Origin of the sequence: Parafilimonas terrae (assembly GCF_900115755.1) — a bacterium.
Lineage (GTDB): Bacteria > Bacteroidota > Bacteroidia > Chitinophagales > Chitinophagaceae > Parafilimonas > Parafilimonas terrae.
Map to the genome: position 1 here is coordinate 1 of NZ_FOXQ01000014.1, position 24,887 is coordinate 24,887.

16 protein-coding genes are annotated in these 24,887 nt (G+C 40.0%); 7 read left to right on the top strand and 9 right to left on the bottom strand.

Annotated elements, in window-relative coordinates:
* The 4 genes from BM015_RS18015 to BM015_RS18030 all read left to right on the top strand — a co-directional run.
* Positions 1 to 711: T9SS type A sorting domain-containing protein (locus BM015_RS18015; protein ID WP_143075915.1), on the top strand; the 711-nt coding region annotated here is incomplete at its 5' end.
* A 250-nt stretch (positions 712 to 961) separates the two neighbouring features.
* Positions 962 to 1,621, top strand: coding sequence for a phosphoadenylyl-sulfate reductase (locus tag BM015_RS18020; protein WP_090662053.1), 660 nt, complete (start codon positions 962 to 964; stop codon positions 1,619 to 1,621).
* Positions 1,622 to 1,659: 38 nt separating this feature from the next.
* On the top strand, positions 1,660 to 2,583 hold the full coding sequence (locus BM015_RS18025) for an NAD-dependent epimerase/dehydratase family protein (protein ID WP_090662056.1): 924 nt from the start codon (positions 1,660 to 1,662) through the stop codon (positions 2,581 to 2,583).
* Between the two features lie 130 nt (positions 2,584 to 2,713).
* The gene (locus BM015_RS18030; protein WP_090662059.1) at positions 2,714 to 4,342 is read left to right on the top strand and encodes a carboxylesterase/lipase family protein; all 1,629 of its coding nucleotides are present in this window, start codon (positions 2,714 to 2,716) and stop codon (positions 4,340 to 4,342) included.
* Between the two features lie 31 nt (positions 4,343 to 4,373).
* Here the strand turns inward: BM015_RS18030 and BM015_RS18035 are convergent, their stop codons facing one another.
* Positions 4,374 to 5,078, bottom strand: coding sequence for an ABC transporter ATP-binding protein (locus tag BM015_RS18035; RefSeq protein ID WP_090662062.1), 705 nt, complete (start codon positions 5,076 to 5,078; stop codon positions 4,374 to 4,376).
* Between the two features lie 24 nt (positions 5,079 to 5,102).
* Complete coding sequence (gene gatC / locus BM015_RS18040) at positions 5,103 to 5,402, bottom strand: Asp-tRNA(Asn)/Glu-tRNA(Gln) amidotransferase subunit GatC (protein ID WP_090662066.1); 300 nt, start codon at positions 5,400 to 5,402, stop codon at positions 5,103 to 5,105.
* 122 nt (positions 5,403 to 5,524) lie between these two features.
* Between gatC and BM015_RS18045 the strand changes: the two genes are divergently transcribed.
* Together BM015_RS18045 and BM015_RS18050 are read left to right on the top strand one after the other, a co-directional pair.
* A complete protein-coding gene (locus tag BM015_RS18045; RefSeq protein WP_090662069.1) occupies positions 5,525 to 6,904 on the top strand; it encodes a sigma-54-dependent transcriptional regulator in 1,380 nt (459 codons plus the stop codon).
* Complete coding sequence (locus BM015_RS18050; RefSeq protein ID WP_090662072.1) at positions 6,897 to 7,253, top strand: hypothetical protein; 357 nt, start codon at positions 6,897 to 6,899, stop codon at positions 7,251 to 7,253. Before BM015_RS18045 ends, BM015_RS18050 begins: the two co-directional genes overlap by 8 nt.
* Position 7,254: 1 nt before the next feature.
* Here BM015_RS18050 and BM015_RS18055 read toward each other — a convergent pair whose 3' ends face one another.
* The 6 genes from BM015_RS18055 to BM015_RS18080 form a co-directional block, all read right to left on the bottom strand.
* Entirely contained in the window at positions 7,255 to 8,589 is a 1,335-nt protein-coding gene (locus tag BM015_RS18055) for an ATP-binding protein (RefSeq protein WP_090662075.1), read from the bottom strand.
* 33 nt (positions 8,590 to 8,622) lie between these two features.
* Positions 8,623 to 10,221: an eCIS core domain-containing protein gene (locus tag BM015_RS18060; protein ID WP_090662078.1), complete on the bottom strand. Its 1,599-nt coding sequence runs from the start codon at positions 10,219 to 10,221 to the stop codon at positions 8,623 to 8,625.
* Positions 10,222 to 10,405: 184 nt separating this feature from the next.
* Positions 10,406 to 11,230, bottom strand: a complete 825-nt coding sequence (locus BM015_RS18065; RefSeq protein WP_090662081.1) for an eCIS core domain-containing protein — start codon at positions 11,228 to 11,230, stop codon at positions 10,406 to 10,408.
* Positions 11,182 to 11,529 (bottom strand): hypothetical protein, encoded by a 348-nt coding sequence (locus tag BM015_RS18070; protein WP_090662083.1) that lies wholly within the window; start codon positions 11,527 to 11,529, stop codon positions 11,182 to 11,184. The genes BM015_RS18065 and BM015_RS18070 overlap by 49 nt, the downstream gene beginning before the upstream one ends.
* A 101-nt stretch (positions 11,530 to 11,630) precedes the next feature.
* A complete protein-coding gene (locus tag BM015_RS18075) occupies positions 11,631 to 19,292 on the bottom strand; it encodes an eCIS core domain-containing protein (RefSeq protein WP_090662086.1) in 7,662 nt (2,553 codons plus the stop codon).
* A gap of 8 nt (positions 19,293 to 19,300) precedes the next feature.
* Positions 19,301 to 21,307, bottom strand: coding sequence for a DUF3289 family protein (locus BM015_RS18080; protein WP_090662089.1), 2,007 nt, complete (start codon positions 21,305 to 21,307; stop codon positions 19,301 to 19,303).
* A 275-nt stretch (positions 21,308 to 21,582) separates the two neighbouring features.
* Here BM015_RS18080 and BM015_RS18085 point away from each other — a divergent pair, with 275 nt between their 5' ends.
* Positions 21,583 to 23,223, top strand: a complete 1,641-nt coding sequence (locus tag BM015_RS18085) for a glycosyltransferase family 2 protein (protein WP_090662092.1) — start codon at positions 21,583 to 21,585, stop codon at positions 23,221 to 23,223.
* A 135-nt stretch (positions 23,224 to 23,358) separates the two neighbouring features.
* Here BM015_RS18085 and BM015_RS18090 read toward each other — a convergent pair whose 3' ends face one another.
* Positions 23,359 to 24,813 (bottom strand): alpha-L-fucosidase, encoded by a 1,455-nt coding sequence (locus tag BM015_RS18090; protein ID WP_218148545.1) that lies wholly within the window; start codon positions 24,811 to 24,813, stop codon positions 23,359 to 23,361.
* Positions 24,814 to 24,887 lie beyond the last annotated feature (74 nt).

Consider the following 24,887-nt stretch of genomic DNA (forward strand, 5'->3'; position numbering starts at 1 on the left):
GGTACGAACGGGGTTGTAACAACAGCCATTCCAAATTATTATGCATACGCCAATTCAATAAGTTTACAGCCGGATGGTAAAATAGTAGCTGCAGGTAATGCTTTGCCCCCTGATAGTGAGCAACAGCCATACTACAACCTTGCCTTGGCCCGTTACAACAACGGCAGCCAAAGGAGCCTGATAGCCCGCATAAAAAAATGGATAAAGAACCATCATTTATATTGGCAGGGCATAGCTGATGACGGCAGCATAGCTTATTACAGCATTAACCAAAGCAATAATGCAACCGGTAGTTTTACAGAAATTGCAAAAGTATATCCTACAGAAAAAAACCTGTACAGTTATGCGCTGTCTGCAACTGCAGCCAATGCGCAACCTGCCAGTTATTACCGCATCAATGCTGTTGATGCACGCGGCGATATTGTGGCTTCTGCTGTTATAAACGATGTTGATGCTGCTATGGCTGCAACAAACACTTTGCACATATACCCCAACCCGGTAAAAAACACTTTGCACATAGAAGGGCTGGATGCCTCGCTTAACTATAAGCTTAGTATTGTTAATGCACAGGGCAATATTGTTGCAGCAACAGCCATCGCTAATGTAACTGCGTATAACTTTAATGTGGCAGGTTTAAAAAAAGGCGTTTATTATGCAACAGCCAGCACAGCCGGCAATCAAATATTTTCAACAAAATTTATCAAGGAATAAACCGGAGGTGATGCCCCTGCCTGTTTAATGCAATAAAAATTAATTTTGGAATTTTAATAATCAATCGTTTTATATTTGCAGCCAATGAATAATCTTTCTTCAATGTGTTGTTGTATGTGTAACATATCTTTTCGGAGAAGGATTATGCTATTGTAATACACGAACAAATAGATTGATAATATAAAGCCTTCTCTCAACAGGGAAGGCTTTTTCTTTTTACAACAATTAATAAAAATGGAAAAACATAGTTATGACTGAAGAACAAATAGCCGACAGAATTAAAATCTATAAGCAGCTTGGCCTGAAGCTGTTTACTACCTCCTCTTTTCAAACGCACAGTACCGTATTGCTGCATATATTAAGTAAAACTGATAATACCATACCGGTTTACTTTATTCATACGGGCTATCATTTTCCAGAAACTTTAAGTTATCGCGATGAGATTGTAAAGCTGTTTGGATTAAACCTCATTAATGTTTATTCTGCCACTGCCAAAATCAACCAACGCGATGCCAACAACAGGCTCTTATTTGCCAGCGACCCCGATTTATGTTGCCACTTAAATAAGGTAGTTCCGCTGGAACCTGTTTTGGCGCAATACGATGTTTGGATAAACGGCGTGCGTGCAGACCAGGGCGAAGTACGCAAGAATTTTAAGGTGGAAGAAAAAGCCAAACTTGGAACTATACGTTTCCATCCTATGCTCGACTGGACAAGCAAGATGATTTACGACTATTTGCGCGAACATAAAATACCTCATCATCCGCTTGAAGACAAAGGTTACTTCAGCATTGGTTGCGAACCGTGCACACGCAAGTGGGACCTCAATAATATTGATGAAAGAAATGGCCGCTGGTTCGGGCTTAAGAAAACCGAATGCGGACTGAACACTGAGCTCGTTGAAAAATAATTAACCTGATTTTTTAAAGCCACCAACAACTATATTAAATGAATGTACTTATTACGGGCGGCGCCGGATATATAGGCACCGAACTGGTTTATACGCTTGGAGAATTGCCTGAAGTTGACAGCATAACTGTGTACGATAATTTAAGCCGGGGCAATTATAATTTATTCATCGGCCACAGGGCCACATCGCCGAAAGTAAAATTTATACATGGCGAAATACTTGATTCACGCAAGCTGCGAAGCACGCTGAAGGGTATTGATGTTGTATTTCATCTTGCGGCAAAGGTTACAACACCGTTTGCCAATACCGATGGCCATATTTATGAGCAAACCAATCATTGGGGCACCGCAGAGCTTACTTATGCATTGGAAGAAAGCAATGTAAAGCAATTAATATTTTTAAGCAGCACCGGCGTTTATGGCAATACGATAGACCCTGTTACAGAAAATTCTTTGCCACAGCCTGACAATTTTTATTCTATTTCAAAGCTTCGTGCAGAACGGCATATAAAACGTTTGGAAGGTAAAATAAAAACTATCATTATACGGCTTGGCAACGTTTATGGATACAGCAAAAGCATGCGCTTTGATGCTGTTATAAACCGGTTTATGTTTGATGCTCATTTTATAAAACGCATTACCATAAACGGCGTAGGCAGTCAGCATCGTTCCTTTATTCATATCAATAAAACAACAGAGGTGCTTGCCAGGTTATTAAAAACCGATATTCCGGCGGGCACTTATAATCTTTCAGATAAAACTTTAAGCATTCTTGATATTGTTGATGTAATGAAGAATGTTTATGAAGAGCTGGAGTCTTTCTTTATTAACCAGAATTATACCGGCCCTAATCTCGAAGTGGAAAGGCAATCGAAGCTGCTTGAATATATTCCTTTGCCGGAAACTAACCTTGAAGATGAACTGAGAGAATTCAGGACGAAATTCACATTTTACCCCGGATAGATTTAGTTAGCTGAACGAATAAATCATTTATTGTAAAAAGTGTAAAAGCCTTAAGCTGCTGCAATTTCATTGATAAATATCCAAAATGTAAACAGCTTATAGTATTTTTCAATCGTCAAAAAAAACTTCGATGGGAAAATATTACTTGTTTTTAAGCTTGTTTATAACAGCAGCCGCCGTTGCATCTGCACAACTTAGCAATTCAGTGCCAACTGTAAAAACACAAAATGGCATATTAGAAGGGCTGGATGAATCAGGCATAAAAATATTTAAGGGAGTGCCGTTTGCTGCGCCACCTGTTGGTGAATTTCGCTGGCGCGAACCACAACCTGTACAAAACTGGGCAGGCGTGCGTAAGGCAACCAAATTTGGCCCACGCGCTATGCAACTGCCACTGTTTGGCGATATGAATTTTCATTCCGATGGCATGAGTGAAGACTGTCTTTATCTCAATATTTGGACACCTGCCAAAACGGGTGATGAAAAATTACCCGTTTTGGTATATTTCTATGGCGGGGGCTTTTTAGCAGGCGATGGCTCAGAGCCACGTTATGCCGGGGAAAGCATGGCACGACGTGGTATTGTAGCTATCACCGTTAATTACCGGCTGGGAATATTTGGCTTTTTTGCGCATCCAGAACTTACGAAAGAATCACCGCACCATGCATCGGGCAATTATGGTTTATTAGATCAGGCCGCTGCACTGAAATGGGTACAGCAAAATATTGCTGCATTTGGTGGCGATCCTGAAAAAATAACGATTGCAGGAGAATCTGCCGGTTCATTTTCTATCAGCGCCCAAATGGCTTCACCTTTATCTAAAGATATCATTGCAGGCGCTATTGGTGAAAGCGGATCATTATTAAGCCTTACGCCAACTGCATCTCTTGCTGATGCAGAAAAATCGGGCGCCGGTTTTGCTTCGGGTATTAAAGCCGGCACTTTAGCTGACTTAAGAGCTATGCCCGCAGAGCAACTTTTGAAAGCCACGGCCAGCGCAGGTTTCGGCAAATTTCCTGTTACTATTGACGGTTATTTTTTTCCGAAATCACCCCTGGCTATTTACGAAGCGGGTGAACAAGCGCATGTGCCGCTTTTAGTTGGCTGGAATTCAGAAGAAATGAATTATAAAATGTTGATGGGCCAGGATGCCGTTACAAAAGATAATTTTATCAATGCAATTCAGAAAAGATTTGGAGATAAGGCCGCTGCTATATTAAGCGTATATAACCCGGCCACAGATGCAGATGTTGAGCAGGTTGCTACAGACCTGGCAGGTGATATGTTCATCGGCTTCAGCACCTGGAAATGGAGTGATGTGCAAAGCAAAACCGGAGGGAAGCCTGTATATCGTTATTTATATGCGCATCCGCGTCCTGCTATGCTTACTGAAATGGGTAGTGCTACGGCAGGCCTTGCGGGCGGCGTAATAAAAGATACCGCTAATTCAACTGCTCCTAAAACACCTCTTTCAAAAGGAGCAGTTCACTCGGCAGAAATAGAATATGCTATGGGTAATTTACCAACAAACCGGGTATATGACTGGCAGCCTGAAGATTATAAAGTATCAGCTATTATGCAAAGCTTCTTCGTAAACTTTATTAAAACAGGCAATCCTAATGGCTTAGGTATTCCGGAGTGGCTTGCTGCAGATAAAAGCAATACTGTACCGGTAATGCATATTGATGTTGACACCCGGCTGGAACGGAGTACAAAAGAAGCCCGCTATAAACTGATAGATAAAGATATAAGGCAATAATACCGGCTCAATAACAGTCGATCAATCGTGGTTACTTCGCCATTATTTCAATTGCTTTCAGATTGTCGCTTTCAATATTGCCATCGCGCAAACGCACAATACGCTTTGCATATTCGGCAATATCTTCTTCATGCGTAACCAATACAACTGTATTACCGGCAGCCTGTATCTGGCCAAAAATTTCCATTACTTCAATTGAAGTCTTGGTATCAAGGTTACCGGTGGGTTCATCTGCCAATAATAATGAAGGGTTATTTACCAGTGCCCTTGCAATGGCTACGCGCTGAATCTGGCCGCCGCTCATTTCGTTTGGTTTGTGATGGCTCCTGTCGGCCAATCCAACTTTTTGAAGCGCCACCATAGCCCGTTCGGTCCTGTCTTTTTTACTTATACCGGCATATATTAAAGGCAATGCAACATTCTCTGCAGCGGTTAAACGCGGCAATAAATTAAACTGCTGAAACACGAAGCCTATTTCGGTATTGCGCACTTCGGCCAAATCATCATCCGGCATTTTACTTACATCTTTTCCGTTGAGGATATACTGGCCTGCAGTTGGCGTATCAAGGCAGCCAAGAATATTCATCAGTGTACTTTTGCCACTACCGCTCGGTCCCATCAATGCAACATATTCGTTACGCTGAATGGAAAGCGTAATGCCTTTAAGCACTTCAAGCGAGTTGTGGCCCATAAAATATGTTTTCCTGATCTCGTTTAACTCAATAACCGGCTGCATAATTTTTATTGTATAAGGATGAATCTATTCGGTTTCTTTCTTAATTACTTTAGGAACTTTAATAAAGTTTCCATCCGTTAACGGTGCATTCAGCAAGGCTTCCTGCCTGGTGATTGTTTGCTTCACTTCATCTTCCCGTAACACATTTACAGCATCTGTTATGTGCAGCAATGGTTCCGTACCTGTTGTATCCACTTCTTTAAGCTTCTCCACAAATTCAATCATCCGCTCAAGATCGGTGTTCAATTCCTTTTTTTCTTCTTCAGAAAATTTTAGCTTTGCCAGTACCGCAAGACGGTCAATCATTTCAGACGTAACTTCCATTCAACAAAAATATAGTTTGTGCTTGAGCTAAACAGTAAAAAGGTAGAAACGGTTAAATTTCGGTTTGGATTAAATTGTAAAAAGAATGGCAAATATTTATATTGCAAACATAAAATCCTTCTATGCTAAGGGAAGCCGTTCGCATATTTGTGGTTGACGATGATGAGATTTATGCTGCCAAATTAGCTTATTATTTATCGCTTAATCCTGAGTTCGAGGTTAAGAAATTTTACTCTGCTAAATCATTAAACGCGTCACTTCACGAAAAGCCCGATATTATCACGCTTGATTATTTCATGCCGGATATAAAGGGAGATTCTTTGCTTACCCAGATTAAAGATGTATCGCCGGAAACGGAGGTCATCATTATTTCTGGCCAGGAAGATATACAGGTGGCTATCGACCTTTTTAAAAAAGGCGTTCACGATTATATTGTAAAAGATGCAGGCACAGAACAAAGGCTTTGGATGGCCATTCAAAACCTGAAACAAAATTTTGCCCTTAAAAAAGAAGTAGAAAATTTAAAGCAGCAGGTTGAACGCAAATACAATTTTCAAAACGCCATAATTGGTAACAGCAGCGCTATTAAAAAAGTTTTTAGCCTTATGGAAAAAGCTGCGGCTACCAATATTACCGTATCCATTACCGGCGAAACAGGAACGGGTAAAGAACTGGTTGCAAAGGCTATTCATTTTAATTCTGAAAGAAAAAAATACCCGTTTGTTCCTGTGAATGTTGCAGCCATTCCGAAAGATTTGCTGGAAAGCGAATTGTTCGGCCATGAAAAAGGATCGTTTACAGGCGCAGCCAACAGGCGCATTGGTAAATTTGAAGAAGCACATAACGGTACATTATTTCTCGATGAAATTGGAGAAATGGACATAAATTTGCAGGCGAAACTGTTACGTGCCCTGCAGGAAAAAGAAATTACCCGTATAGGCAGTAATGAAATTGTGAAAACTAATGTCCGTATCATAGTGGCCACACACCGTAACTTAAAAGAAGAAATAGCCAAAGGAAACTTCAGGGAAGATTTATATTATCGCCTGCTGGGTTTGCCTATTGTGTTACCGCCGTTACGGGAACGTGATAATGATATTTTACTGATAGCAAAATATTTTATTGACCAGTTTTGTAAAGAAAACGGCCTTGGCAAAAAGCATTTGTCACTCGATGCCAAGCAAAAGCTCCTAACCTATACGTTTCCCGGGAACATAAGGGAAATAAAATCTATTATAGAACTGGCCTGCGTTATGGCCGATGGAGAACAAATTGAAGAAAATGATTTGCAGATACATTTCACGCCTCTTAAAGTAAATCATACAAAAAATGGTAACTATACTTTAAAAGAATATACCATTAAATTAATTCAACAGTACCTTGATGAATACGATTACGATGTATTAAAAGTTGCCGGCAAATTAGACGTTGGCAAATCAACCATATACAGAATGATCAATAATTACGGGCTGAAAACCGAAAAACGAAAAACCAATGCCTGAAGTAGCAAAACTATACGATACGGCGCTTTTAATTCGCACCCACAATGCCGACCAGGAGTTTGTAAAATTTATGGCCTCACTTTTTGTACAGCACATGCCTGAAAGCAATGCCGGCCTTGAAAAGGCATGCGCAGAAAGCAACTGGGAAAAAGTTTATTTTTTCGCACATAAAATGAAAGCCAGCATTGACCTCTTTAACCTCGAGCCAATTAAAGATATTATCCGCAAGGTGGAGCAGCGTGCACTGAAATTTACGCAAACAGATCTCATACCGGGTGATGTTATTTTTATAACAGATTATATACAGCAATGTATATCGGCCATGAAAATGGAATTTGAACTGGAGTAGTTCAGGCAATAGTTCTCTCGGTTTTACGCAGCTCTCTTTTTATACCCTCGGTTATACTTTTTTGCCTTATAAAATCATCGTTTGCAGCAATTGTTTTAAGCATTGCATAGTGCATTACATTTAATATGCCTGCGCCGGTAAGCTCATATTTATTAGCAAGGTCAGCCAGTTCAACTTCCGGGTCAATTTTTATATTAACAGGCAACGATTTTTCCCAAAGCAAAAGTCTTTCTTTATTATCAGGCATGGGGAAATAAACAGTTGTATGAAAGCGGCGCACAAATGCGCTGTCAATATTGTTTTTAAAATTACTGGCCAGTATTAATAAGCCTGGATAATCTTCAATGCGCTGCAATAAATAACTCACTTCCTGGTTGGCATAACGGTCATGCGAATTCTGCACACTTGTTCTTTTGCCAAACAAAGCATCTGCTTCATCAAAAAATAATATCCAGTTTTTATGCTCTGCTTTTGAAAAAACTTTTTCAAGGTTCTTTTCTGTTTCACCAATATATTTTGATACCACCTGCGAAAGATCGATCCTGTAGACATCCCTGTTAAAATGATTGCCCAATAAAGTGGCGGTAAGTGTTTTGCCGGTGCCGGATGGCCCATAAAATAAAACGCGGTAACCGGGTTTTATTTTTCTTTTCATCACTTCATCTTCAAGCAGCTTTGCATTATGCTCCATCCATATCATTATATCATTAATCTGGCTTGAAGTAGTATTGTTTAGAACAGCATCTTCCCATTGCATTTGTGTGGTAATTTTTTTTGCCGGAAAATCAGGCCCGAATTTTATTTCAGCATCAGTACTATTAATGAATGCAGTAATGTATTCTTCACTCAGTATAATTTTACCGCTCATTAAAGGCTCGCCGTCTTTTACTTTTTCCAGTTGAATAATACCTTCTTTTATAAGACAGCTTTTATTCAAAAGTATCTGTTGAATTTCCAGCCTTTTTTCTATACTGTTGCCGGCTAAAATAAATTGTGCTGTTTCTCCTGTGGGCAACATGCTGCGCTGGCTGGATCCCTTCACCCCTCCTATCTCGGCAAAATCACCGCCCTGTGGTAAATATTGCTGAATGATATTATCATAAAAGTTCGGCTGAATATGCGGCACCAGCGTAATTAAAAAAATTACTTTTTCTTCGGCTGTAACGTCTTTACGTTCAAATAACTGGCACAATAAAGAACTGTCGTTATTCAACGATAACGATGGAAAACTGATTGCGGCAGATTCTGTTTTTCCAAAAAATATATCCAGACGCTGCTGCAGCAGGTTTGCAAGAAAATTTACGGAAGTAATGATATTGGAATAATTCGTTTTCAAAATTTCATCTTGTTTAAAACAAAAAATTAAAACTTATAAACTGCCCGATGTAAACGAAGAAGCTGTTGCAGGGCTCATCTTTCCCCACAGCTGCACATATTCAAACAGTTCAAATTCAGGTTGATCATGAAACAACATAGGATTAATTACAGATGAGTCCGCCGTAAGATCAAACAAGTGATTGCCGCTTACCGTTAATTCGGGTTCATACATTTTTATATGACTATCTGCCGGGTCTTTAAATATCAGCATCTGGTGGCCATGCTTTCTGTCGCGGTTCAAATCAATCTGGCTGGCTGCAGGTTTTCCAACCGTGGTATCAATACGCCTTATTGAAACACTGCGCACCGGCCGGTCACGCTCATCTGTTTGCGTATAACGTAAACGCTGTTGCGTGGTTGGCACACCGGCTTCATCAAAAACAGAATTAAAGGAAACATTCCAGGTATTAAGCATGAATTGTTCACCAGGCTGCAATGTAGCAGCTTGCGAAAGCAATTCAGTACTGTTGTTGCACCACACATCTATATTCGTCATATTCTGCGACATATCAAAACCAGGCGTTACCTGGCCTCTAACCGTATCGGGCGTATTGGCAGGCGTTCCTTCACTATCACTGTAAAACATATCATGTAAAGCTTCCATTGCCCAATACATTTCACCATAAGTACCACGGCGGTTTTCGATCTGGTATTGTACATGTTCCAATACGCGCATAGCCGTTCTTTTTCTTGGCGTTAAACCACCCAGTGTGCCTTGCAGTTGCATGGCCTGTAAATAACTTATTGCAGCCGCAGGTCCCATAATAATATGGCTCATTAAGCCAACTGCCTGTACACATCTTACAGCATCGCTGTCTGTGCCCGGAATACGATCGTATTGGCCAAGTTTATTGGCTATATCATTGCCATTCCAACCGCCTGTCGTGTAAGGCAATGCCGTGCCGGGCAGTTGGCTGTTTAGTTCTATATGGGCTGTATCAAAAGATGCTAACATATCACCTGCCGGCACCGGGGTGCTTAAAGAACTAAGATCAGAAGGCATGCCCACAGATACTGTTAACGGCTCCATGTTTACCACATCGCGTTGTATCATTGAATTATCACTTTGCTGCACCACATGCGTTAATTCATGCGCCAATAATTTTTTACCGGGTTCTGTATTAGGCTGATATTGCCCCTCGCCAAACACAATGTTATTGCCATGCGTATAAGCCAATGCATTTATGTTTTTTGCTGATTGATTGGCCGCAGCATCCGTATGCAGTTTTACACCAGAAAAATCATAACCCATTCTTGATTCAAAAAAACTTTTCTCTTTATTGTTCATTAATGTTCCGCCAGAAAGTGAGCCAAGATAATTTTCTGTTGAAGCATCGGCAACCATTGCATTGCTGCTTGCTTCTTTACGCTGCGCATCTTCTTTTTCACAATCGCTGCATTTACGTTGAATTGGTGTAAAAAACGATTGGCGGTTTGCAGGCATGCGCATTACTTTATCTGCCACCGCATCGGCTTCCTGCTCATACACATCATTCGGCTGATTGATTGAAAGCTTTGGCTGAAAGAATGATCCATTGCCTGTTTTTGCGTTCTCAGTTCCGGTTTCGTGTTTCTGTTTTTTGGTTAGCATAATTATTAACTAAAATTAATTGTAACGGTTAATGAATTTAAGCAGTTTATTGAACCGTTACCAAATCTACAATTGTTATTGTATTCATACACATTGGTTGGTTGACGCGTACACTTATGTTGAAAAAGCAAAGAACCCGCCGAAGCATTATTTCCGGTATGCGCTTCTTCGTTTTCAAACGTATTTAATTTTTAGGTTTCCATTTTCTTGGGTCCCATTTAGGATCAAAGGCCCAAACAATGTTTAAATCTGCTATACCACCCTCCTCTCTCATACGCTTTAAAGTTTCGTTGTGAATGGTATCTTCATCTTTCCCTTGTGCATAAACCACATTATTATATTCCCGCATTTTCCTGTAAGCCCAATACTCAGTCCAGGCTTTCAGTTTCTGCAACTCCTTTGTCTCCGCATCTGAAAGGCTACTGGTTTTGCCGGCAGCTTTATCATCTAAAGCCTTTCCATATTTCTTTGTAGAAACAGGATATTTTTCATTATGCAGTGCATGAATACCTTCATGCAGCAGATTGCCTTCTCCAATGTTTGCAAATACATCAGTCGTATCTTGTAACAGCTTTACATCCATATAAATTTCACCCGTTGTAAAATTGGTAATGCCATGCTGAATACCATCCAGGTAATAGCATTTGATTTTATTCTCCGTAAATTTTTTTCTGAGCAGCTTAATAGCTTCCTTTATATCACCAGGCATGCCTTCTTTTCCTGCATTTGCTTCCAGCTTTTTTATTACGTTATCTATAGCTGCAAGGCATTTGGCATATTGTTCCTTTTCTGTAACCGCATCCAGTTCCCGCCTGGTTTGAATTTTTGCAGATGCGCCATTGTTCTGCTGCACAACATGCGTTAATTCATGTGCCAAAAGTTTCTTGCCTTCTGCAGTGTCAGGTTTATATTGGTTATTGGCAAAAACAATATCATTGCCTTGTGTATAAGCAAGCGCTTTCAATTGTTTTGCCGATGCACTGGCAGCAGCATCTGCATGAATACGCACATTTGAAAATCATAGCGCATTGCTGATTCAAAAAAAGCCTTTTCCGAAGCAGGTAAAGCTTTGCCACCTGATAAATTATTCAGGTATGATGCTGTTTGCGGGCCGGCAACTAATGCTTCTTCTTTATCGTGCTGCTGCAAAGGCCTGATATCAACCGGTGGAAAGAATTTCTTACCTGCTGATGTTTCTTTCATCATTATATTACCGGCTACCACATCTGCTTCTTTTTCATATTCATCATCATGCCCGCCTGCAGCTAACCCGGGCTGAAAGAATAGAGAGGCTGATAACGAATTCACGTTTGCTTTTCTTCTTATGTACCTGCACGTTCTCAAGTGAAATTTATTTTTTAATTAATGAGCGTTTATCACATTTATGCTGCGATGGAAACTATATCAGCTTATTTTTTCTTAATAGCGCCTTTCAATCCTTTTATAGTAATGCTTTCATTCAGCACTTTATATACATCACTTTCATAACCTAACAGCAAAGGCGATACTTCTATTGAGCTATAACTCACTTTTGTAGTTTTACTTTTTTCATCTAATAAATAGGTGGCGCCCGGAATGCTGATGTTATCTTTACCTTCTTTTCCACCTCCAACACGGGCTGCTCCTTTATTAATGCCCTGGTTAATGTAAGCGCCTTCAATATGTATATCTTCAACTTTGTTGCTGCCTTTATCAAAGTTTAAGCTGCCGGCATCTTTTTCTTTTAATAATGCATTGATCACTTCCTGCGGTTTAAGCGATATATCAGCCGTTAAATCAACGGCCAGCTTGCGCATAATTTCTTTTTGTATATCCTCTCCTTCCTTTTTAAAGCAATCGATAAGATAGGCCAGCAATTCCAGGCCTGCCTGTTTCATACCTAATTCATCCAGGTCTTTTGCCGTTTGTGTTCCATCCAGTAAACTTTTTAATCGTGTTGCATTCAACACGCCCTGGTTTGAAACCAGTGCAGGGCTTACATATTTAAGGTTTTCAATAATGCCCCATAAATTATAATAATCATCTTTATTTGGATGTTTATATTTCTTTTCGCAAATGGCAAACACAGGCTGGTCGTCGTAACCGGAAATATCTGCCAGCCATGATGTTTCGAGGTCTATATTTATCCCGAACATATTTGCATCATCTGTCATGGCGCCAAGAGAAAGGCTGGAATCGTTAAACAGGTTATACACTGCTCCTACCCCATTTCCATCTGCAATTGACTTTATATGAGCCATTGCTGTTGGCGCAAATGGAATTAATGACCAATAGAAAAGTCTGTTTGCAAGCATCTTAATTTCCGGGCTTTGCCAGAAAGGTTTATTGGCGGTAAGCGTAATGATAGAATTAACGATGGACTTAACGCCGGTTAATATTGAATCGGGAACATGAACATATTTAGCGCCATCATAAGTTTCTACATTCAGCGTAAGCATGGTATCTAAAACAAATAATTTTAGTTCCGCAGTTCCTTCCACTGCATCAATGTATTTTTTGGTCATTGAGGCGGCAGCTATATCTTTTTGATGAGTTATGATAGCGGCTTTTTGTGCATCGTAAGCTCCTTTTGCCTGCTGGTAGGCGTCAGCAGCTTTATCATAATCCGGGTTGCGCACCGGAAAACGCGGATTGCCGGTTGTTGGTGGTGTGTTTTGTAATTTTTCATCGGCCGCATCTTTTGCTGCTTCCAGCTCAAGCAGCTTTGTTTGCGCTTCTATCAATACCGGATCTGGTTTTTCTGCATCGGGCACGGAAGTGCTCGTGTCTTTATATTCAAACCCCAGGTTGCTTATCTGTACAGGCACATTATCTTCTACGCTAAAAATAAAGGCATCGAAAGGATCACCTATTGTCATGTCTTCAAAGCTGCCATTGCCTAACTCTACATTGCCATCAATGGTAAGGTCGCAACGTATGCTTGTATAATCACCGGCTTTTTTCACGCCTGGCATACGCAGGTTAAACTTACGTATAGTTGGTTTTTGCAGGATGATATGCTGGTGTTTATCCGGGTCTATCTTAATGGTCACTGCTTCTAACGAGATAAGCTCAGGATCGGGCAGTGTAATATTTTTTTCAGATGTTTTTTTACCATCACTTTCAGCAATAAGATCAGCACTTATTTTGCCGCCTTTAATATTGGTGAGTGTAATTTCCTTTGAACCATCAGCATTTAATTTCACACTGGCTGTATCTGCGCCCAGTGCATCAGAAGCAAGCTTAACAGATGTGGTATTTTTTTCTTTGCCTTTTGTTTCAATGCTGTCAACCGTAATACCGCCTGCCGTTAAACTTAATACGTCAATCACCTTGTTCTTATCAGCATTTAAATGTATCAGCGCACCCTCGGCTGTTACGGCTTTATTATCGGTACTTCTGATTACCGTAGTAGTAACCGCGCCGGATGTAGCATCTGTTTGCGTAATGGTCATTTTGGGGAACCCGCCGCTGATAGCGCCCAGCACAATAACCATGTTACCATCTTTATCCCGCATAAATCCAAGCGAGGCTATATCCAGGTCAAGGGCTGAACGGCCACCATCTTTTTCCGCCAGGAAGCCGCCATCGGTAAGCCTTGCCGAAATGCTGTCAAAACCTGCCGTTATACTTTCTTCAGCGCTTCCTGCAGTTAGCCACCCGCCTGCTTTGCCAAATACATCAAAGCCTTTTGCAGAAGAGAAACGGAAACCGCCTGCATGTACATCCGGAATAACGAGGCCTTTTGATGCATCAAATTTTACGTCAACGCCTTCTTTCTTGTTATGGTATTCCAGCCCGAAAACATTCAGCTTTGCTATATCGAGCGACATCAAATAAATATCATAGTGCACTTTGTTATCGCTGTCAAATTCCACATAAGCCCTTAACCGTGCATCCACATCATCCATGAATGAAACATGCGCTTTATCTGCAGGTTTTGGAATGATTACTTCATGCTCATCTTTTTCAATATGCAGACCGGGCACATTCACGCGGGATAGCGGCAGCCGCATATCATAATAACCCGGCTTACCATCTTTTTCTTCTGTATAATCTATGCTGATGGGGATATTTTTCTTCCCCTTTAAACCAAGCTCAACATTTGTTTTTCCTTCTTTATACGTTCCGCCTGCATCAAGGCCTTCCAGCCTTGTTCTGCCAAAGAACTTAAAGAACTCTTTCAGCGTGTATTGCCTTCCATTTCTTGCAATGGCTTCAAGCGTAAGCGAATTAAATTTGCCGCTGTGTAAAGCAACAGCTTTCAATACACTTCCCTTGGCCGTTTTTTCTTTGTAACCAATTCCGCCAAGATCGGTTTTGCCTATACCCACTTCTGCATTGTCGCCAATTGTACTTAATTGTGTTCCTTCTTCAGCCATGGTTATGCGCAGGCCGAGCACATTAATATCCTGTATGGATATTTTATCGTTTTTTGGCAATGTTACTTCCTGCACAGTTTGCTTTGCCGGCTTTGCTTTGGGGTCTTTGTTTTCATTATCCGGCACTTCGCGCATAACCAGGTTAATGCCCTGCGCATTAATTTCACCAACATGCAGGCTGTTTATTTCAATGCTCATGGGCCTGCTGGGTTCTGCCCCGGGGATGGCATTTTTTTCAAGAATAATTTTTACATCAGCCTGTACATCTTTCACTTCAACCGCATTGGAATCTTTTGCCACACTGTTTATACTTAATTCCGGTGACTGCACATCAATTGATGGTATCCACGCAGAAGCTATATTAACCTTTGTAATTACGCTTTCATCTTTCTTATCATAGTTTATCTCAATAGCAGGCTTGAGGTTTTTTCCGGGTTCGTGGCCAATTACTGTATCAATGCCAAAACCAATCTTCCTGCTTGTTTTATCGGCTTCATTCGCATCAGCATAAACGCCCTGTGCTTGTACATCATTTATTTTTAAGTTGATATTGCCAACTTCAGGATCATAATCCCAAACCCGGAGACCGTAAACTTCAACAGGTGTTTTTGAAGGAAAATCCAGCAACGGTTCAGCTTTGCCCATTTTAATAGTAAGCCCATCAAATGTTGCCTTGCCAACATACAAGTTGGATAATTTATATTTATAAGATGCCCCGGCTTCTTTATTCAATGGGTTTTCAGAGAAATCTATGGCTACGGAAACATAAATATTTTCAAGCATTGTATTACCGGCTTCCAACAGCATGCCTTCAGTTTTATAAGCAAGCTTTGGCGAAGTAATAAGCGGGATTCTTAAGTTGCGAACCAAAACGCCAGGTTTTTTATCAAGTGCTGAAACACCTTTACCACTGGCGATAAATGCTGAATCAACACCGCCGATTTCTATATTTTCAAGGCCTTTTAAAGTTGGCTCCTCAAAGCCTAAAGATTTAAGCGTTTCGTTCAGCATATCCCTTACATAAGCGCCACCATGTAAATTGATGCCCCTCAGTTTTACCGTAACATCCGCACTCTTATATTTGGCTTCAAATGCTGCCTTGCGTTTGCGTGCTTCATAACGCTCGATACCGTCTTTATCGCCTGCAGCAAATTTTACATCATCAAAATATTTATTATCAAGATAGTCAAGGTCTTTTTCAAGCGAATCTTTTTCAGCTTCAAGCACTTTAAATACCAGCGGATCGTATAAAGGATTATCAACTTTTTCTTTTGCAAACTGTTCGTCCAGTTCTGTGTTTAATTTTCTTAGCTGTTTGTATATATCACGCATTCTTGTCATTTCTTCATCTTTGTTCTCATACCTCAACGCTTTCCGGGTAGTTATACCCAGTAGCTTTTGCTTTTCATTTTCCAAAGCAATAATGCGTTTATCTGCATCACTGTTTACAAGTTCGGCTTTCGCCGCAAGAATTTTCCTGTCGATGGTTTTTATCCTGTCTTTAATATTGTTTGAAGCGTCAATCGTCCATAAATTGGTTTCTTTTACGGTGATCTCCTGTTTTATAAGCCTGCCTTGTTCGTCTCTTTTTTCTATACTGAAATCATCGAGGAAGCCTGCAGTTGTATCAAACAGGTTTTTTATATTGAGGCTTGTAAAAGTTAACGATCCCTGCAGTTGTGAAAAATCAGCCTGCATTAAATCACCAAGTTTATCTTTATACACATGCGCTTTTGCGCCTTTAAATTCTTCTGTCATTGTCATTACTGCGTATGGCAAAAGCGTCAGCACATTTGGTAATAAAACCATTAATGCATTTAAAGTATAATCAGCGTTTTTGAAAAGCCCGATGAACAGGCCTTTGGCTGCAGGTAATTTGTTTTGTGAGAATGAAATATTCATTCCTTTCATTCCAATCTGCCCGATGGCAATGGTGCTTTTCGGTGCAACCAACTGAAAGTTGTTCAGCAATATATTATCAATACCAAGACTTAAATAAATATCATTGTCGGGATCGCTTGTATCTTTTGTCCACGACAAATGAATCTCAATTCCCTGCAATAGACCGGGGCCGCTGCGATAGAGTGCGCCTGCTTTAAAAAAGTTTAATCCATCAACTAATAAAGTTGAAGCATAAATATTCGCCTGCTTTACGCTGTTGCGTATGCTGGCAAAAATTTTATTTTGTCTTGCACTGCCTTTAGTTAGTTCCAGGTTGGCAAGCAATGTATCAGAACCCTCGTGCGCCTTTACCTTTTTATCAAGCCATTGTTCATCATAATATTCATTGTTTGCGAGCACTGCATTATCAAAACGCATTCCACCCAATGAACCAAGATTATCTGTTGTTTCCTGTAACTTGAGCAAATCAAAAGTGCCTCTTTGCTCACCGATTGCTTTGCCTGACTTATCTCCAAAAATAGTGCGGCTCATGATGTAGCCTGTTTGCCAAACATCATGATCAACATTCCTGGCTTTGTCTGCATGATAATTAAACTGGTCATTTGCCAGGAAGCCATAATTTTCAATAAGCACCAATAACTGCTTATCAATTTTTCCTTCTGCACTCTTTGGCCTCAATACTTTTCCTGTAATGTCTTTCTCCAAACCACCCCTCACACCAATAGCAAGTAAAAGATAAAGCCGTGATGCGCTTGTGAAAATATTATCGTCCTGCATTTGCGCTATCAGCTTTTCCGCATCACTTTTATCTTTTCCTGCCGCCGCATCTTTCTTATTGTCAATGCCCGTATCAAATCCAAACTTTCGTGTGCTTTTATATTCGTAAGTGAGCTTTGCACTCATGAGTGCAACGTGATCAATAGTTAATCGTTCGGCGAAAGGTGCATCCCACCTGTCCCAGTTCCAGGGCATAATAGCGCTATCCCAATTATGCGGCAGCGCTTTGTATTGCGCTTTAAAATTCTTTCTATAATATTTTTCTGCGTCTTTATCTGCTTCCAGCGTACCTGCAAAAGCAGCGGTTTCCAAAAATGCATTGCGTTGTTCATCCGGTAATTTTTTTAGCGCATCATAAATTTCTATTGCCTTTTCTTTATTTACTTCATTGGTATCGGTAATATCTTCATAAACAGATTTTGTAATGCCAGTGAACGGGTCAAACTTCTTTTGAGCAACTTTAAAAAGGCCATCATATACGGCATAAAATTTTATCTTTCTTTCTATTGTTGGCGCTAATAAATTAATAATATGGAACTCAGGGTTTAAAGTAAAATCTGTATATGTTTTGGAGGGAATTGCGCTGGTTAACCGCACCACTACGTCAACAACATTTTCTCCTGTATATGGTGAAATCTGTTGTACGAGATAATCGAACAGCGGCAGGTTGTTTGCATACACCAGTTTCTTTTCATCTTCGGTTTGATACCAGCAGTTAATGATTGCATAAACTTCTGCACGAGGTTTAAAAATTAATTCATCAGCAGAATATATTTCGGCAATTACAGTTGATGGCAAACTCTTTAAAAACAGGTATCTTATTTCAGCATGATCAAACAGCCATTTTCTTTTTGCTTCAAGCCCCTTCCAATCCAAATAATCATTCAAAGCAAGATAAGCGGTAGCATATTGGCCGGCCTGCAATTGAGCGCGAAGGTCTTCTTCAAATGTTGCCGAAATTACAGCAGGCTTGCGCTGAAGAGCGCCGTTTTGTTGCACTACATGCGTTAATTCATGTGCCAGTAATTTTTTACCATCGTCTGTATCCGGCTTATATTGCCCGGAGCCAAAAACAATATTATTGCCCTGCGTATAAGCAAGTGCATTTAAGTTTTTTGCAGATTGATTTGCTGACCTGTCAGTATGAATTCTTACATCAGAAAAATCTGAATCTATTCTCGGTTCAAAAAAGTTTTTTTCCTGTTTGCTTAAAGGTTCACCGCCGGATAAGGTGTTTATATAATTTTCTGTTTCTTCTGAAACTTCTATTGAAGCACTTCCATCTCCGGCTTTTTTAAAATGAAGCGCCGGCGCATGTATAATTGTTGGATTAGGCAGGCCGCCCCTTCTTTCTTCCTGCTCATTAAAAGTTGGAAAATCGCGTGATAAAGCTGAATCAACAGCAATGGGTGTAGTTGTATTTGACAGCCATGCATTCCAATCGCCGCCCGGTGGCTTTACACCAAAAAAGCGTAAAGCTTCGCCTGCAAAAGTATTGCCGATAACATTGCCTAAGCCAAGCTGCGAATAAAATTGATATTGTCTCGCCCATTCTTGTTGGGCGCTATCCATGTAAAGGCCGGGAGACATTACACCTCGGTTAAAAAACGTTTCTCTTAATCCTAAATAATCGATTGAATCAGTTGGAGGCCTGAGTTGAAGCGGTGGCAAAAAGGGCGGAAGTTTGGGTAGCTGAAAATTCTGATTGCTTTGTGGTGTTTCGTTTTCATCCTGTCTCTGAATGATTGTATCAGCATCATTTACTTGTTTTTTCTGAATTTTTTTCTGCAGATCTTCTTCTTCGCAATGCGCGCATTTGCGTTGAACAACCTGTGGTTGAAAAAATTTTTTTTCAACCGGTGCTTCTTTTTCCTCCACTACTTTTTCAGCCATAGCATCAGCTTCCTGTTCATAGATATCATTTGGCTGATTGATTGAAAGCTTTGGCTGAAAGAAAAACTGTTCATTCCGTTTATGCGGATGGCCAATGGTATTTTCTGGTGTTTTTATGATAGCCTGTTGTTTCAACATTTATTGCATTAATATTTTGCACCGCTGGGTGGATGCTTAAATGTTTTTTCATATTCAGCCCTGTCTTTTGCCGCCTGTTCTTCCGCCTTCATTTTTGGTTCTATTTCAGCAATGGATTCGTCAAAAGGAACTTCCATTTCTACCACCGTAATAAATGGTTTATATCCTCTGTCGTGCTGTAATATAAACCATGCCCTGAAGCCCTGGAGATAACCGTATTTCTTTTCCACATCCGGCTTATCCAGGCCAAAGTCATCATACAACATTATCTTTAGCTTACCCTTGAAATCTTTATCATTCTTATAATCCAGGTAAGTAATTTCAGATTGATAAGCCCATGTATCATTAATCGCAAAGGTTAAACCGCCTGCAAACGTATCGCCGGCAGAATTAAATACAGGGCGGTATTTTTCAAGCGCACCTTTGGTAACTGCAGTTTGTTTTATACCTTCTTTTTCGGCCAATATTTTTTTACTCAGCTCCATCTTTACATACGTAATAAATCTTTTTGTGGCTTCGTGTTCTTCCACAGCTTTGGTAAGTGCAGGGCTGGAGTAATCAGCGCCCGTATTGTCTTTAAAATGATCTATCATGGCCAATGCATTGGTTTCAAGTTCGCCAACAGAAAAGAGCGTTGAAGCCATGCTTTTTAAGAATGAGAATAATTGCTCGTCGCTATAAGAAACCAGGTAATCAAGCTTAAATGAAAGCCCGATGTCCTTAATCTGGTCAGGCGTAAAATCTCCATGTTTCATATCATCGGCAACAGTGCCATCTGCGTTTTTACCTTTATCTTTTTTAGATTCAACAATCGATACAGGTTTTAAAATACTTTCTTTGGATGCGCCATTTTCAGGAGAGGTTGCGTAGGCAAAAATGGTAATCTTCTCTGCTTTTTTTTCAGCGGGAATAAAAACATTCAACGTTGCTGTGTTATCATCAACTGACAATCCTTTGCTGGTATCAAAATTATTAACCGCTTCACTGTTGTATTGAAATGCCCATTTAACGCCTGAAAAGTTTACAGGTGTTGACAACGGCGCCATAGCATGAGCTGTATATTCAAACTGGCCGCCGGGATAAATGATTTCAGGGCCTTCGATAAAAGAAATGGTTTCCGATGCCGGCGTTGATTTTGGAGGCTCCGGCTGCGAAGGTTCAGGCGCTGTTTTATTCTTTAAATATTTTGTTTCAATAAAACCATGCAGTACTGGGTAATTTTTATCGGTTGCGTGTTTGCCCGGCACTTCAACCCAGGCCCAGGTACAGTTTTTTATATTGTTGTAAGTAAGTGCCCCGCCTTCATTTTTTACAGTTACAATATCTCCGTCAACTATAGCTTCGCCGGGAAAATTACTGGCTTCTGCATCCGGCGTTGCCTTCAGATATTTTAATGATGCACCAACGCCCGTTATTTCATGTTCAAATTTTTCATAACTGCAATCGGTCTTTCTTTGAATTGCGCCTGTTTGCTGCAGCGTATGTGTAAGTTCATGCGCCAATAAATGCCTGCCTTTATTTGAAGCAGGGTCATACTCATTTTTATTAAAATAAATATCGTTGCCTGCAGTAAATGCTTTTGCGTTAATGCTGCGGCTTATTTCAGCAGCAGTATTATTGGCATGAATACGTACGCCGCTAAAATCTGTGTTGAAGCGGGTTTCCATAAATTGACGGGTTTGACGGTCTAATGCCATGCCGCCGCCTTTATTTTCCTGCAACTGGCTGCTTATTGTTTCCGAAACTGTATTTTCTGTGTTTGTTTCCTTACGTTGTAATTTTCCTTCCTCTTCTTCACAATGCGCACATTTGCGCTGAACGTTTATTAAAGATGGCCTGAAAAAAGATTGTTGCTCAACAGGGTTATCATGCATTACACGATCAGCCATGGCATCAGCTTCCTGTTCATAGATATCATCCGGCTGATTGATTGAAAGCTTTGGCTGAAAGAAAAGCTGTTTTTTATTGTTAACAGACGGTGCATCTGATTTATTATTGATCAGGCTGGTAAGCATAAATTTTATTCAGCTAAACAAAAGACCAATTGAAAAAAGGTTAGCGCAATAAATGTAGATATTTTATTGAATATAGCTGATGTATTTTTATTAAGTCGTCGTATATAAAAGATGAAATATAACACGCAACATGAGCTTTTTTAATCGCACAAATAAATCAATATAAATATTTGCCTGTGAAAATTTAAGCACTAACTTAGATAGTGAAAAGCATCGCCTCTTAATTTCCCATATAATGTTTTTATTTTTTTGATCATCATTTAAAATGACAGATCATGCATGCTGACTTATTGAAAAACGAAAACGGGCTGCCGCTGGTTTCCTGCATTATGCCAACGTATAACAGGAGAAAGTTTATACCTCATGCAATTGAATATTTTTTAAGGCAGGATTACCCTAATAAAGAATTAATCATTATTGATGATGGCAGCGATACCGTGGAAGACCTGGTGCCTTCAAACACTTCCATCAGGTATTTTAAACTGAGTAAAAAATTAACGCTTGGCGCCAAACTAAACATGGCCTGCACTTATGCCAAAGGCGATGTAATTGCCAATTGGGATGATGACGACTGGTATGCTTCATGGCGCCTGCAATACCAGGTAGAAGCATTGAATAATCCAAAGGTTGATGTATGTGGTATTAACAACCTGCTTTATTATGATATGCATAATAATATTGGTTACCGTTATATCTATCCTGCCAGTCAGCGGATGTGGTTATTGGGAAGTTCTTTATGCTATAAAAAAAAGTTGTGGTGCTACAACCGTTTTGCAGATATTAATGTGGGCGTAGATGGCTTGTTTGTTTGGGCCACTGCACCCGGCCGTGTTAAAGCCTTAAGCAATTCAGGTATTGCCGTGCATATAATTCATGAAAATAATTTAAGCCCTAAAAAAACAACAAGCGCATGGTGGCATAATTACCCTGTTGAAGAACTGCAAAAAATAATGAAGCATGACTGGACGTTATATATAAACGGTTATGATAAAGCAAAGAATGTTTTTATTCAAAATAATAACAGCAAGGAGCCTGCTGCTGAAACCAGCACTTTTAAAAATATATTTGCCTGCCTTGTACATAACAGTAAAGAATGCATTACTGATCTTGTAAAAAACCTGCATTACAACGACCCTTCATCCACCATAATCCTATACAATGGCGGCGCCGATAAAAACCTTTTTGAAGACACTTTGAGTTTTGAAAAATATAATACTGTTATTCATCCTAAACCAGCTTTAACACAGCACGGTTACCTGCACAATTTTGCGCTGCATTGCATGGAATATGCTTTGAATAATTTCAAATTTGATTCAATCACCATGGTTGATTCTGATCAACTTATGCTGAAGAAAAATTATTCAAGCTATCTTAAAACATCATCTGTATTTGAGGGAAATGTTGGTATGCTTTCAAACAAACCGCAACGTTTAACAAGTAATGATTTGAATGTTGAAGTTTGGCCGGCCATACAGGCGTTTAAAGAATACGCTTTGTGGAAACCTTTATTACAAAAATTTAAAGATGGTGAAAGCAAGTTTGTCCATTGGACATTCTGGCCCTCCTGCGTTTTCTCATCGTCGGCGTCCCGCGATCTTGTTCAGTTATTTGAAAGAGATGAAACGCTGAAATCTATCATGCGCCAAACAAAATTATGGGCGACTGAAGAAGTTGTATTACCAACATTAACGGCGCTTTTAGGATATAAGATTGCACGCAACCCGTGCAACTACGAATATGTTAAGTACAAGAAAGATTTTTCAATAAAAGATGTTGACTGCGCTTTAAATAAAAAAGATACTTTCTGGATGCACCCGGTTAAACGGGAATACGATAATGTGCTGCGCAAAAGGATAAGACATTATTTAAATGATTATGCAATTGAAACAAAAGATGAACAACCTATACCCATGTAAAATTTAATCATGTTTTTACACGTCTTTTTCACGGAGGCAGAAACCTTCTTTTACCCGAATCAATAATGTTTTACTTAAACGTTCATAAGTTTAATTCTTCATTATTTATCATCACAATCATATCCTGGTGCCTGTTTATTTAATAAATGTTATCCTGTAAACCACCGCATAACCTGATGGATAATCTTTGCGCGGTTTTATAACTAAGCCGTTTTTAGTTTGAGACCAGCTTACTTTGTCGCTGCTTCCAATCAATGCAACGGATTCAACTGTTCCATTTCCTGAAGCTGATGACAGGTTTTTTATAAGGATATCTTTTTGCGGAACATCCATTGATATGGCATAAAGCGTATCGCCTTTAGTGGTGAACCGTATATCATCAGCAGTAAAAGGTTTATCTTTTGCATCGCTGAATGCGCCGCCGGCCACTTCTGTGGGGCCTTCTCCAAAAATTTTCCATGGCCGGGTAGCATAAATAGCTTCGCCATTAATATCAAGCCATTTACCAATTTCAAGTAAACGCTGCTGCGCTTCTTCCGGGATCGTTCCATCAGGCCGCGGGCCGATATTTAATAAAAGATTGCCATTCTTACTAACAATATCAATCAAATTATTGATAAGGTATTTGGCAGTTTTAAAACTATCATTAGGTATATAGCCCCAGGATTTATAGCTGATAGCATCATCTGTTTGCCAGGGCAGCTTTCTTATGCCGGTAAGTTTGCCGCGTTCAATATCCAGCACAGTTGTTCCTTCAGGATAAGCAATGGCATATTTATTATTTATCACAACACCTTTGTTCCATTCCAGGCCTTTATTGTAATAATAGGCTGCAAAACTTTTGCGGTAAGGCTCCAGTGCAGGTTGTTCAATCCACCAGTCAAACCAGAATAATTGCGGCTGGTATTTATTTACCAACTCCGTACAGCGCAACAGCCAGTCGTTCATATATTCCGGGCTCATTGTTTCATTTTGCTCTCTTGCAGGCCCGTAAAAATCTGCGTACGCAGGATCATTCACATCGCTGTTAAATTTCCTGCCGCCATTCATAAACCACCAGTGCTCTATGCGATGCGATGATACGCCGAAAATTAAGCCGGCCTTTTTAGCAGCCGCATCCAGCTCGCCAACTATATCGCGGTGCGGCCCCATTTCTGCTGCATTCCATTTTGATAAAGCTGTCTTATACATGGCAAATCCGTCATGATGTTCGGCAACCGGCACCACATATTTGGCGCCAGCCTTTTTAAAAAGCGCTACCCATTCATCCGCATTAAATTTTTCTGCTTTGAACATGGGAATAAAATCCTTGTAACCAAACTTATTTTGCGGACCATATTTTTCAACATGGTGCTTATATTCTTCAGACCCCTGCTGGTACATATTACGCGGATACCATTCGCTGCCAAATGCAGGCACAGAATAAACGCCCCAGTGAATGAAGATGCCAAACTTCGCATCGCGAAACCATTCAGGTGTTTGGTATTTTGAAAGCGATTCCCACGTGGGCTGATACCGGTCTTGTGCAAACAAAGCCATGTTTAAAAAAAGTAATGACGCAACAACAATAATAAATTTTGAAGTTTTCATGTGCAATCGTTTTGTGGTTTTATGTGCAGGTATTTTTATGTTGATGAAAAAATTTAAATGCTGGTTTTATCATT

Bases quoted from the DNA above. Each gene is read 5' to 3' on its own strand.
- BM015_RS18020 (WP_090662053.1), top strand. From the start codon at position 962: ATGACTGAAGAACAAATAGCCGACAGAATTAAAATCTATAAGCAGCTT.
- BM015_RS18025 (WP_090662056.1), top strand. From the start codon at position 1,660: ATGAATGTACTTATTACGGGCGGCGCCGGATATATAGGCACCGAACTG.
- BM015_RS18030 (WP_090662059.1), top strand. From the start codon at position 2,714: ATGGGAAAATATTACTTGTTTTTAAGCTTGTTTATAACAGCAGCCGCC.
- BM015_RS18035 (WP_090662062.1), bottom strand. From the start codon at position 5,078: ATGCAGCCGGTTATTGAGTTAAACGAGATCAGGAAAACATATTTTATG.
- gatC (WP_090662066.1), bottom strand. From the start codon at position 5,402: ATGGAAGTTACGTCTGAAATGATTGACCGTCTTGCGGTACTGGCAAAG.
- BM015_RS18045 (WP_090662069.1), top strand. From the start codon at position 5,525: ATGCTAAGGGAAGCCGTTCGCATATTTGTGGTTGACGATGATGAGATT.
- BM015_RS18050 (WP_090662072.1), top strand. From the start codon at position 6,897: ATGCCTGAAGTAGCAAAACTATACGATACGGCGCTTTTAATTCGCACC.
- BM015_RS18060 (WP_090662078.1), bottom strand. From the start codon at position 10,221: ATGCTAACCAAAAAACAGAAACACGAAACCGGAACTGAGAACGCAAAA.
- BM015_RS18075 (WP_090662086.1), bottom strand. From the start codon at position 19,292: ATGTTGAAACAACAGGCTATCATAAAAACACCAGAAAATACCATTGGC.
- BM015_RS18080 (WP_090662089.1), bottom strand. From the start codon at position 21,307: ATGCTTACCAGCCTGATCAATAATAAATCAGATGCACCGTCTGTTAAC.
- BM015_RS18085 (WP_090662092.1), top strand. From the start codon at position 21,583: ATGCATGCTGACTTATTGAAAAACGAAAACGGGCTGCCGCTGGTTTCC.
- BM015_RS18090 (WP_218148545.1), bottom strand. From the start codon at position 24,813: ATGAAAACTTCAAAATTTATTATTGTTGTTGCGTCATTACTTTTTTTA.